This is a genomic window from Mucilaginibacter sediminis (assembly GCF_051903035.1).
GTDB lineage: Bacteria > Bacteroidota > Bacteroidia > Sphingobacteriales > Sphingobacteriaceae > Mucilaginibacter.
On sequence record NZ_CP170602.1, the window covers coordinates 7,129,635 to 7,142,805 of the forward strand.

The window sequence follows — 13,171 nt, forward strand, 5'->3', positions numbered from 1 at the left end:
TTAAAATCATGAAAAAATTTCAATTAAAATTAATTATCCCATTGTGCTTACTGCTCATATGCTCAGTATATGCATGTAAGAAGAGCTTTTTGGACAAGCCGGCCCTGGGGCAGATAGACCCATTATTGTTATCTAACAAAGCAGGGGTTGAAAGTTTATTAATAGGCGCTTATTCGGAACTTGATGGCTACGGAGGTAAGGGATCGGGTCAATCTGCAGCTCCGTCAAACTGGATGTTCGGTAGTATTACCGGTGGAGATGCCTACAAAGGTTCAGATCCATCTGATGGTGCCAATGATCAAACTCCGGTTGCAACGTTTAGTTTAACTGCATCAAATCCTTTTATCGTGGGTAAATTTGCATCGTTGTATGACGGTGTTCAGCGTGCTAATGACGTTTTACGCGGCATCCCGAATGCCAAGGACCTTACTGCCGATGATATCAAGAGGATTTCGGCTGAGGCTAGATTTTTAAGAGGATATTTTTACTTCGAACTACGTCGTAACTTCTTCATGGTTCCATATGTGGATGAGACAGTGGAACTTGTTGACGTACCAAAGGTGAAGAATGATAAAGATATTTACCCGATGATCGAAGCAGATTTTAAATTTGCTGCGGAGAATCTTCCTGAAACCCAGCCGCAAAAAGCTCGTGCCAATAAATATGCTGCTATGGCTTATCAGGCAAAGGTATTTATGGCCGAATCTAAATATACCGAGGCGAAAGCGGTATTGTCTGTTTTGATGACTTCGGGTAAAACTGCCAGTGGCGCAACTTATGGTTTAAATGATAACTATCAATCAAACTTTACTCCAGAGGCTGGATTGAAAAACAGTAAGGAGTCTGTATTCGCTGTTCAAGCTTCAGTTAACGATGGTTCATTGGGTAACAATAGTAACCAGGGTGATAACCTTAACTTTCCATACAACGGTGGTCCAGGTGGTTGCTGCGGCTTTTTTAATCCATCACAATGGTTGGCAAACTCATATAAAACAGATGCAGTTACCGGATTGCCGTTGTTAGATAATTTTAATTCTGGCAGTCCTGTTACCGATGTTACATACACTGGTTCATTAGATCCCCGGATTGATGTGTCGATTGGCCGCAAAGGTATTCCTTACCTTGATTGGGGCCCGCACCCCGGTGATGCCTGGATTCGTAATCCAGGGTCTGATGGTCACTTCAGCCCGAAAAAGAACGTCTATTCAAAAAGCGAAGTGGGAACTAACACAAGTACTGAAAATACCTGGACTTCTGCCTTAAGTACATCCAACAACGTTAACCTTATACGCTACGCAGATGTTATTTTATGGGCTGCGGAATGTGAGGTTGAAGTTGGCTCATTATCAAAAGCCATGGAGTTAGTTAATATGGTGCGTAACCGTGCCGCTAATCCGATTGGTTTTGTTTATTTAAATTCACCATATAGTGCGGGAACCGCAACTTATACAGTGCAATCTGTTGCTACAAGGGCAGCAAACTATAATGTTAAGCCATATACGTCATTCCCAGATCAAGCTTATGCCCGCAAGGCAGTTCGTTTTGAGCGCAAGTTGGAACTGGCTATGGAAGGCCACCGCTTTTTTGACTTACAAAGGTGGGGCAGTGCTTATCAAACTGCCGAGATCAATGCATTTTTAACGAGTGATCAGGCAATTGACATTACCTTAAAAGGCGCGGTGTTTACTCCGAATAAAAATGAGTACCGCCCTATTCCTCAGGCACAAATTGATATTGCCAATTCAAGTGGCCCTATTATTTACAAACAAAACCCTGGTTATTAATTTTTGATAACCGGGTCAATTATTCTAATTTAGGTGGAGATAATTTTCTCCACCTTTTTTTATAGCCTACTGTTAAAAATTCATGAAGTATACCTACATATTTATCAGCCTGCTTGCGTTTTTATCAGCGTGTAAAAAGTCGGCGCTTTTTCAACAAATACCCTCGTCGGAATCGGGCATTACTTTTAGCAATACCATTGTTGAAGATGATAAAATAAATCCCCTTACCAAGCTCAATCTTTACAATGGCGGCGGGGTAGGTATCGGCGATTTTAACAACGACGGCTTGCAGGATATTTATTTTGTTGCCAATACGCTATCAAACAGGCTGTATCTTAACAAGGGCGACATGAAGTTTGAAGATGTAACTGCAAAAGCCGGGGTGGACGGCAAAGGCGGCTGGGGCAGGGGAGTAGCAGTTGTTGATATTAATAACGACGGCCTTGCCGATATATATGTTTGTAACACTTTGCTCGACGATTCTGTTAAGCGAACCAACTTGCTATATGTAAACCAGGGGGTTGGTAAGGATGGTGTACCTGTTTTTAAAGAAATGGGTAAAGAGTACGCCCTGGATATTAACGTGCACTCTACCATGGCCTCGTTTTTTGATTATGACAACGATGGCGACCTGGATATGTACGTTACTGTTAATGAAGCTTTAGCAAGCGATAACCAAAGTACCTTTAGGCCAACAGTAAAAGATGGGAGCCACAAGAGTACAGGCAGGCTTTATCGTAACGATTGGAATGCCGCGCTTAAACACCCTGTATTTACAAACGTATCAAAACAGGCGGGAATAACTATTGAAGGTTACGGGCATGCTACAACCATTGTTGATATCAACAAGGATGGCTGGAAGGACATATATGTAACCAATGATTTTTTACCTGATAATATACTGTACATCAACAATGGTGATGGTACTTTTACAGATAGATCAAAAGAATATTTTAAGCATACCTCGTTTAGTGCCATGGGGCAGGATTTTGAAGATGTTAACAACGATGGGCTGGTTGATGCATTTGAAGTTGATATGAACCCCGAGGATAACTATCGTAAAAAGATGTTTATGCCCGGTAACAATTACCAGGTATTTCAAAATTTCGACCGATATAACCAACAATACCAATATACACGCAATACCTTACAAATAAATAAAGGCCCGCGCCTGGGCCAAAATGATTCAATAGGCGCGCCAATTTTTAGTGAAGTTGCTTTTTTAAGCGGCGTGGGCCAAACAGACTGGAGCTGGGGCCCAATGCTTACTGATTTTGATAACGATGGGTTACGAGATCTGATAGTGACCAATGGCTATCCCCGCGATGTTACCGATCATGACTTTATTACCTTCAGGAACCGGGCTTTTGCAATCGCATCAAACAAACAGATCCTTGACCAGATTCCGATTGTAAAAATACCAAACTATGCATTTAAAAATACCGACGGGCTACAATTTACCGATGTAACTAAAGAATGGGGCCTTGGCACGCCATCGTTTTCAAACGGTGCGGCGTACGCCGATCTGGATAATGACGGCGCTATGGACATGATTATCAATAATATTGATGATGAAGCCTTTATTTACAGGAATACTGCCCGCGATAAAAATAAAACCAACAACAACTATTTACACATACAATTTAAAGGCGGCCCGCAAAACCTTGGCGGCATTGGGGCGTTTGCCAATATTTATTACAATCACGGCCAGCAGCAGGTGTATGAGAACACGCCATACCGTGGCTATTTGTCTACCATCCAAAACATAGCCCATTTTGGCCTTGGTAACGTATCCCAGGTAGACTCTGTTGTAATCAGTTGGGATAACGGAAAAAAACAGGTGCTGAAAAATGTAAAGGCCAACCAAACACTTAAAGTAAGCATGGCAGATGCCCGCGAGCCTTATTCGTTTAAACTCCCGGCCCAAAACACAGGCGCGCTTTTCCGCGAGATAACAAAATCGGCAGGCATTAGTTATAAGCACCAGGAAAAAGATTATATCGATTTTAACGTTCAAAAATTAATACCGCATAAATTATCGCAGTACACGCCGGCAGTAGCCGTTGGCGATGTGGATGGTAATGGTTTTGATGATATGGTAATTGGCGGTACAACTTTGTATCCGGCGCAATTATTATTGCAACAGGCCAGTGGCAAGTTTATTCAGCGCAATTTGCTGCCGCAATCAAAAACAAAGGTCCCAGCTTTAAACCCAATGGATATGGGGGCATATTTGTCGCAGGTTGCAGGTAATAAAGATGAAGGCGTACTATTGTTTGATGCCAATGGAGATGGCCATCCTGATTTATATATCGCCAGTGGCGGATTTGAAACCCAGCCAGGCTCCGTCAATTACCAGGATAGGTTTTACCTGAATGATGGCAAGGGCAATTTTATACTTCAGCCAGATGCTTTGCCCAAAAATCTCACCAGTAAATTGTGTGTAAAGTCTGTTGATTTTGACCATGATGGCAAGCTTGACCTCTTTGTATCGGGCCGGGTTGATCCATGGAATTATCCAAAACCGGTATCCAGCTTTATTTTGCGTAACGACAGTAAAAATGGTGTTATCAAATTTACCGATGTATCTGCTGCGGTGGCGCCCGCTTTAAAAAATATCGGCCTGGTATGTGATGCCACCTTTACCGATTTTAATAACGATGGCTGGCCCGATTTAATACTTACCGGCGAATGGATGCCTATCACCTTTTTGAAAAATGAAAAAGGGGTATTTAAAAACGTCACAAACAACACCGGGGTAGCCGATAAATTAGGCTGGTGGAATACCATTGCCGCAGGCGATTTTGACCATGATGGTGATATCGACTACATTGTAGGCAATACGGGCCTGAATACTTTTTACAAAGCATCAGACCAATATCCTATTTATATAACAGCTAAAGATTTTGATAATAATGACAGTTATGACGCCTTTCCATCGGTTTTTTTAAAAGATCAGGACGGAGTAAGGCAGGAGTTCCCGGCATTTGGGCGCGATGATATTGTAAAGCAAATGATTAGCATGCGTATCAAATTCCAAAACTACCGCTCTTTTGCTGTGGCCCCTATGGATTCGATAATCACCCCGAAAATGCGCGAAGGTGCTATCCGTCTGAAGGTAAACTACCTGCAGTCGTGCTATTTGCGCAACGATGGTGGCGGTAAATTTACAGTGACGCCGTTACCAATTGATGCCCAGCAGTCTGAACTTTGCGGTATTACCGTTGATGATTTTGATGGCGACGGCAACCTTGATGTAGCCCTGAGCGGCAATGATTACGGTACCGAGGTTGCAACAGGCCGCTACGATGCATTTAACGGACTGGTGCTAAAAGGTGATGGCAAAGGTGGTTTTAAACCCTTAAGTATTTTACAAAGCGGTTTATACATACCTGGCGATGGCAAAGGCCTTGTTAAATTAAGAAGCGCCAAGGGGAATTATATGCTTGCAGCAACCCAAAACCGGGATGCCCTGAAGTTATTTGAGCTAAACCGAAGCATTAAAACGGTTGCTTTACAGCCGTTGGATGCTTTTGCAACCATCAAATATAAAAATGGAAAAATGACCAGGCAAGAGTTTTATAATGGTAGTTCTTTCTTGTCGCAGTCAGGCAGATTCTTTAATATTGAAAGTAATATGGCATCAGTAACAATAACTGATAGCTATGGCCACCAACGAACCGTACAGCTTAACTAATTACTTGTTTATGAGATGTTTTAAAATACTTTTAGCCGTTGCATGCTTATTTTTGATTTATAGTTGCGGGCAGAAAAAAACAACACCCTTGTTAAAAGACGCGGACGTGTTACATAACAACGTTGATCAGTTAACGCAGGTTATCATTTATGATGTGTTTACACCGCCGGTTGCAAGCCGTATTTATGGCTATACCACGTTGGCGGCTTACGAGGCCGAGCGTTATTCTGATACCAGTTATAATTCTATAGCCGCGCAATTAAAGGGTTTTGGCAATCCGCCGAAGCCAAAAAAAGATTTAAAATATAATTTTACGCTGGCTGCAACCAAGGCTTTTTTTACAGTAGCCCACAAAATCACCTTCTCGGTAGATACGCTGCAGAAATATGAAGATAAGGTTTATGCCATGTACAAGGACAACCTTGATGATTCTACTTATGCCCGCTCAATAGCATTTGGCACGCAAATGGGTAAATTCATCCTGAAACGTTCGGCAGTTGATAATTATCCGCAAACCCGTGGCAAACCTCGTTTTTTGGGTAACGATGGCCCTGGTCAATGGCGCCCTACGGCCCCCGATTACCTTGATGGTGTTGAGTTTTGCTGGGGCACTATGCATACTTTTGCTGTTGATACTTCAACTCAATTTAAATTGCCGCCGCCGCCCGCCTTTAGCGACGACAAAAATAGCCCATATTTTAAGCAGGTTGTTGAAGTGTACGAATTAAGCAAACACATAACCCCAGAGCAAACTACCATTGCCCGCTTTTGGGACGATAATCCTTTTGTAATACAGCACAACGGGCACATGATGTTTGCCAACAAGAAGATAACGCCTGGCGGCCACTGGATTGGCATTGCAGCTATTGCCTGCAAACAAACCCACGCTGATGCTTTAAAAACGGCACAGACTTATGCGCTTACTTCCATAGCCTTGTTTGATGCTTTTATTTGCGGCTGGCAGGTTAAATATGAAACCAACTATATAAGGCCGGTTACGGTTATTAACGATAAAATTGACCATGACTGGCTGCCTATGCTGCAAACACCGCCATTCCCCGAATATCCAAGCGGACATAGCGATATCAGCGCTGCATCGGCAGTAATGCTTACCCACTTGTTTGGCGATAATTTTGCTTACCAGGATACCAGCGATTTAAAATATATAGGCATGCAGCGCCATTTCGATTCGTTTTTAAAAGCGTCCGACGAAACGTCAATAAGTCGTTTTTACGGCGGTATTCATTATCGTAATAGTGTTGACCAGGGAGCTGTACAAGGACGGCAAGTTGGCGAATACATCTGGAAGAAACTTAAACTTAAAAAATAACGGTACTTAACGCTTTATATGCACTTCAAAATAAAATACCTGGCTACTACTTACCTGCTTTTATTTACAGTTTTATTATCGTTTGCTACGTTGATTTATGGCTGCAAACCCAAAACAAATGAGCCCTATAAATTAACCGGTAATGTAAAGTTAGATGGCGAAAACCTGGTACGATTGAAATGTACAAGATGCCATGCATTAACACCGATAAATGCTTTGCCAAAAGATGTCTGGATAAATCACGTATTGGTGAGTATGGCGCCCATGCTCAAAATTTCTACCTACGGAGGGCAGTTTTTTAAACAGGATGCTAAAGATACAACCGGTGCGAGTATAGTGGAGTGGTTGGCTATTGTTAATTATTACAAAACGCTTGCGCCCGATACGCTGTTGCCCGGCAAAAAACCTACGCCGCTGGTTGAAGACTGGGCCGGGTTTACGTTAAAAAAGCCTTCGGCGTTTAGTTCAACCAGTTTTACTACCGCCATAAACTATAACCCGGCTACCAAAAAGCTGTATAGTGCCGATGCCGTTAACGAAAAATTATACAGCTGGGATAGTAATTTAAAAGCCGATTCGCTGGCATCGCTGCCATCAGCGGGCGTTGATATTAGCTTTGATAAAGAAGCTGGCAGTAACATTGGTTTTGTGTCGGCTATTGGCCGTATGGCACCTGTTGATTTCCCTAACGGCAAAATTGTTAAGCTTAATCTCGACTCTAAAGACGTTCACGCTTCTGAAATTTATATAGCATCAGATTTGCCCCGGCCGGTGCAAACCATTGTGGGCGATTTTAACAAAGATGGCCTGAACGACGTAGTAGTATGCGGGCAGGGCGATAAGAAGGGCGGTGTTTACCTGTTGGTTCAAAATAAGGACAAAATCTACACCCAGCAGGTTATTTTGAATAAAGCAGGATCGGTACAGGCTTTAAAAGGCGATTTTAATAAGGATGGCTGGCTCGACCTGATGGTGTTAACAGGAACAGGCGATGAAGGGTTATGGCTTTTAACAAACGATCAAAAAGGTAGCTTTACCACAAAAAAACTGCTTACTTTCCCGCCAACAAATAGTTCAACCAGTTTTCAGTTGGTTGATATGGATCACGATGGTAACCTTGACCTGGTTTATACCTGCGGATATAATTACCATGATTCGCGCATTTTAAAACCATACCACGGCCTTTATATTTTTACCAACGCGGGCAACTGGAACTTTAAGCAGAAATATTTTTACCCTATAAATGGCTGTACCAAGGCAATTGCTGCTGATTTTGATGCCGATGGTGATGTTGATATTGCCACAATAGCCTTTTTTGCCGATATGCAAAACACACCACAGGAGGAGTTTATTTACTTTGAGCAAAACAAGCCGTTTGATTTTAAACCGCACGCCGTGCCTGTAAGTAAATATGGCCGCTGGATGTGCATGGAAACTGCCGATTTAAATAACGACGGTAAGCTTGATATTATATTGGGTAATTATGCCGACGGGTTTAAATTTATCCATGGCCTGCAACCGCAATGGGACAGAAATTTACCACTGATTGTGCTTGAAAATCATACAAAAAAATAGGTTTTACTATAATAGAGTATATAAATAAGCGTCTATCTTCAAGCTTTGAAAACTGCGTCGGAAAACGGGATAAGTGTAAATGATTAATAAACAAAAGTTTTTTTTCTATTCATTAATCATTGCGCTATTTGCTTCGCTCGCACTGTGCGGCAGTTGCAATAGGGATAATGGGCAGGCAGACGATGAAAGGTATATTGAGGAGGGCAAGCAACTGGCTCAAAAGCGTTGTTCCACCTGTCACCAGGCGCCAGATGCATCTTTGCTTGATAAAGCAACATGGGATAAAGGTATTTTGCCTGCCATGGCGGCTAAGTTTGGGGTAAGGCCCTTTATGGGCGACTACCTGGTATACTCATCATCAGCCATATCAAACGCCGATTGGCATAAAATTGTCATGTATTACAAAAGTGCTGCGCCCGATAAATTGGTTATCCCTAAGCCCAATGCGGTGAAAGATTGGGCTATTTTTAGCCTAAAACGACCGGCAAAGACGGATACAGCTGATGGTATAGCCATGACAACCATGGTTGCGTTTAACCCTAATGATAAAAGTTTTTACACCGGGGGGGCGGGCGATAAGCTTTATAAATGGGATAGCGGCCTCAACGCCACAGTTGTCAAAAAATTCCAGTCGCCGGTGGTTGACGCTGAATTTTTTAAAACGGCTGTAAATCCTAATGGCGCGGTTATTACCTGTATCGGAGTATTACCCCCTAATGATCAGCTCAAAGGGAAACTGATCAGCATTAACCTTAATAGTAAATTAAAGGGTAAAGACTCGGTTTTAATTACCGATAGCTTGCCCAGGCCGGTAAAAAGCGCTTACGCCGATTTTAATAAAGACGGTTTAATGGATTATGTATCCTGCGGATTTGGCCACAATAAAGGTGGCCTATTCCTGGTGCAGCAACAACCGGCACATCAATTCACAAAAAAAATCATCAGGGCAATGCCGGGGCCAAGTCAGCTTTATATAGATGATTACAACAATGACGGCTGGCCCGATATTGTATGCCTGTTTGCCCAGGCTGATGAGGGGGTGTGGTTATTTCTGAATGACAAAAAAGGAGGGTTTACTACGCAAAACCTGGTGCGTTTTCCATCCGTGTATGGATCAAGCAGTTTCCAGTTCATTGATTTTAATAACGATGGCAAACCTGATATTTTGTATACCTGTGGCGATAATAATGATTACTCGCCTATATTTAAGCCCTACCACGGGGTATATATTTTTACCAACCAGGGCAACTGGAAGTTTAAACAAACTTATTTTTACCATATCAACGGTTGCTCAAAGGCTATGGCCGCAGATTTTGACCATGACGGCGATCTTGACCTGGCCGTTATCGCTTTCTTCCCCGATTTTAAATATCATCCTTCCGAAGGTTTTACTTACCATGAACAAACAAGCCCTGGCAAATTTAAAGTGCACGAAATCCCGGTTAACCCTTATGGGCGTTGGCTCGCCTTGGATGTGAATGATATTGATGGCGATGGCAACATGGATATAGTTTTGGGTAATTTTTCGGTAGGCGCAAAAGGACTTATCAACCAAAAAGATTACAATCCTAACTGGGACATGTATTCACCAATCACCGTATTGCACAATATTGCCAAAAAGAGCCACTGAAATTTGCATTTGTATCATTTGTATGATAAAATGATAAATAAGTACAATATCAACCTGCCGATTGTTAATTAGTTTTACCGTTGTTAATTATTGCCCAATGGGTGTTTCGATACCTATTCATTGATTGGCCGGCGGGCATCCCTGTTAAAAAATCATTATGATGAAAAAAACTATTAATGCGGTATTTGGTGTTGTTGCTGCCTGTGTTTTGCCCGCCTTTTTGTCGGCTCAAACGGCCCCTGTAAAGCAGGTTAAACTGGTTAACTTTGATTTGCAATCTTCAGCGTTGATTAACGCCAGCGGTGCCGAGTTATCAAGTATCCAATACCATTCGTCCATATACTGGTTTCCGGTTAGGGTACCTTCAACCGTGTTAACGGGGCTGGTGGCCAATAAAATTTATCCCGATCCATACCAGGGATTAAATAATATGCTGATCCCTGATGCATCAGATCAGTTTAATAAAGAATATAACCTGGAGCAATACAGCCATTTACCCAATGATCCTAATCCATGGAAAAAGCCTTACTGGTACCGTACCACATTTAAAGTTTCAGCGGCAGATAAAGGCAAACAATTTCAGCTGATATTTAAAGGCATCAACTACCGCGCAGCAGTGTATTTAAACGGCAAACAAATTGCCGATAGCACCCAAATGGCAGGCATGTTTGCCGAGCACAACCTGGATGTTAGTAAAGCTATCAATGCCGGTGGCGAAAACGCGCTTGCCGTAAAGATTTACCCGCTGGACTATGCAGGTTACCCCGCAAAAGAACAGTTGAAAGCCCTTGGCCCATTCTATGAAAATGGCGGCCCTACCGGCGATATTGGTAAAAACGTAACCATGCTGTGCTCCGCCGGCTGGGATTGGATCCCCCCGGTTCGGGATCGCAACATGGGTATCTGGCAGCCGGTTTTTTTACGCACTACGGGCGCGGTAACCATAGGCCGACCAAAATTGGTATCCAATTTGCCAAACCTGCCAGACACAGGTATTGCTAAACTATCTTTAAAACTTACTTTATCAAACAATACTTCGGTTGCCAATGCAGGTAAGCTAACCATCAGCATAAAGCCCGAAAACTTTGCAGGGGTGCCTATGCAGTTTACGCAAGCAGTTTCCGTTCCTGCAAACTCGGGTAAAGCGGTTGATTTAAACGCCGATAATATTAGTCAGCTGGTTGTTCATCAGCCTAAACTATGGTGGCCAAATGGCTACGGTAAGTCTAACTTATACCGTATCCGCCTGCAATATGCCGATGCTAAAGGTATAAGCGACGATACTACTTTTGTTTTTGGGGTGCGCACAGTATCATCAAAAGCCGAAAAAGTGAACGGCTTTGTACGCCGCCAGTTTTATGTAAATGGCAAGCTGGTTCATTTAGTAGGAGGCGCCTGGGTACCCGATATGATGGTAAACCGCGATTCGGCCAGGTATGATTATGAGATGCACCTATGCCGTAATGCCAACGTTAACCTGGTGCGTATTTGGGGTGGCGGGGTTACCGAACCTGATGCGTTTTGGAGTGCGGCCGACAAATATGGCCAGATGGTTTGGTCGGATTTTTGGATCACCGGCGATACGCAGGGCGAGTTTAAAGGCTCGCCTGATTGGCCTTTGGAAGGCAACGTATTTGTAAAAAACGTAGAGAGTACTATTTATCGTATCCGTAACCACCCAAGCCTGCTGGTTTGGACCGGGGGTAACGAAGGCCATGCCCGTAAAGAATTGTACGATAAAATGCGTAACGATATTATCGAGCTGGATGGCACCCGTCCGTTTATCCCAAGTTCATCGGGTTTTGCCAAACTGCCCGAAGGCTGGAAAGGCTCGTGGCCGGATGATATGCCATCAGGTGTATACAGCGGTGGCCCGTATGCCTGGAAAGATCCTAAAGATTATTACAAGCTGGCCAACCTGGCTCATGATTGGGTATTTAAGGATGAAACCGGTTTACCATCGCAGCCGCCTTATACCACGCTGCCAAAAATAATTCCCAACCTTACCTGGGATAAAACTTTGCCTTTCCCCTTAAATAATACCTGGGGATATCATGATGCTGCCACCGGCGCGGGTCAGTATGATAAGTACTACGACGAAATGGTAAAACGCTATGGCGCGCCCAGCAGCATCGTCAACTTTTCGGATAAGATGCAGTTCCTGAACTACATTGGCTACCAGGGAATTTTTGAGGCCGATGGCCATAAGTTGAACGAAACCGGTGGTGTTATGCTTTGGAAACTGAATGCCGCGCTCCCAAGCGTTATCTGGCAAATTTATGACTGGTACCTGGAGCCAAACGCGGGCTACTACAGCATGCAAAACGCCTGCGAGCCGGTGCATATCCAGTATAACTACGATAATTCGAGCGTGGCTATCATTAACCGCACGCACCATGCTACAGGTAGTTTAACCGCTACAGCCGATGTTTTTGACATCGATAGCAAACTCATTAAATCTATTAAGTTAGATCATGTTGGATTGGCTACAAACGGTGTGCAGGAAATCATTCAGCTTAAGGATGTTTTGGCAGGTACACAAGGTGTAAGCTTTGTGATACTTAATTTGAAAACATCGGCAGGCAAAGTGGTATCGCACAATGCTTACTGGCTATCTGCAACGGATGAATTCAAAACGCTTAACAACATGAAGCATGCCCAGGTAAGTGCTAAAATTGTTAAAACTGAAAAAGGTACTGTAGAAAGTAAGTGGACCGTTCAATTCACCAACACATCAAATAAACTGGCATTCTTTGTACGCCCGCAACTAATGAAAAACGGCGAAGAAATTATGCCAAGCTACTGGACAAGCAACTATTTTACCCTGGCCCCGCATGAAAGTACAACAGTATCGGTAACCGCCCCGGCTGCCAAATTAGGTGACGTAACCCCAACCATATTGCTAGAAGGCTGGAACCTGGATAAGCAAGTGATCAGGTTAGCTTCAAAGTAGTAAAGAAAGTTCCTATAATAGAAAAACCCTTAAAAAAGGGTTTTTCTATTACCAAAAGTTATAATTATTGCGGTTTTGTTGCGGTTTGTAAATTATGACAATTCGTAATGTGTTGATTAATAGCGATATGTGATTTTACAGTGTTTCACCTGTTTCGCAACACAACACTTTTTCATCTGCACATCTGTAATCTGCACACCTG

At 43.0% G+C, this 13,171-nt stretch carries 6 protein-coding genes; all 6 read left to right on the forward strand.

Going from position 1 to position 13,171, the window contains the following annotated elements; translation table 11 throughout:
- Positions 1 to 8 precede the first annotated feature (8 nt).
- On the forward strand, positions 9 to 1,784 hold the full coding sequence (locus tag ACFGVS_RS29835) for a RagB/SusD family nutrient uptake outer membrane protein (RefSeq protein ID WP_439696742.1): 1,776 nt from the start codon (positions 9 to 11) through the stop codon (positions 1,782 to 1,784).
- An 82-nt stretch (positions 1,785 to 1,866) separates the two neighbouring features.
- Complete coding sequence (locus ACFGVS_RS29840; RefSeq protein ID WP_439696743.1) at positions 1,867 to 5,481, forward strand: VCBS repeat-containing protein; 3,615 nt, start codon at positions 1,867 to 1,869, stop codon at positions 5,479 to 5,481.
- Positions 5,482 to 5,569: 88 nt separating this feature from the next.
- Positions 5,570 to 6,811 carry a vanadium-dependent haloperoxidase gene (locus ACFGVS_RS29845; RefSeq protein ID WP_274208955.1) on the forward strand — a complete coding sequence of 414 codons (1,242 nt, stop codon included), beginning with the start codon at positions 5,570 to 5,572 and terminating at the stop codon, positions 6,809 to 6,811.
- 18 nt (positions 6,812 to 6,829) lie between these two features.
- The gene (locus tag ACFGVS_RS29850; protein WP_439696744.1) at positions 6,830 to 8,386 is read left to right on the forward strand and encodes an FG-GAP repeat domain-containing protein; all 1,557 of its coding nucleotides are present in this window, start codon (positions 6,830 to 6,832) and stop codon (positions 8,384 to 8,386) included.
- A gap of 79 nt (positions 8,387 to 8,465) precedes the next feature.
- Positions 8,466 to 10,016: an FG-GAP-like repeat-containing protein gene (locus tag ACFGVS_RS29855; RefSeq protein ID WP_439696745.1), complete on the forward strand. Its 1,551-nt coding sequence runs from the start codon at positions 8,466 to 8,468 to the stop codon at positions 10,014 to 10,016.
- A 157-nt stretch (positions 10,017 to 10,173) separates the two neighbouring features.
- On the forward strand, positions 10,174 to 12,969 hold the full coding sequence (locus ACFGVS_RS29860) for a glycoside hydrolase family 2 protein (protein ID WP_439696746.1): 2,796 nt from the start codon (positions 10,174 to 10,176) through the stop codon (positions 12,967 to 12,969).
- Positions 12,970 to 13,171: the final 202 nt, after the last annotated feature.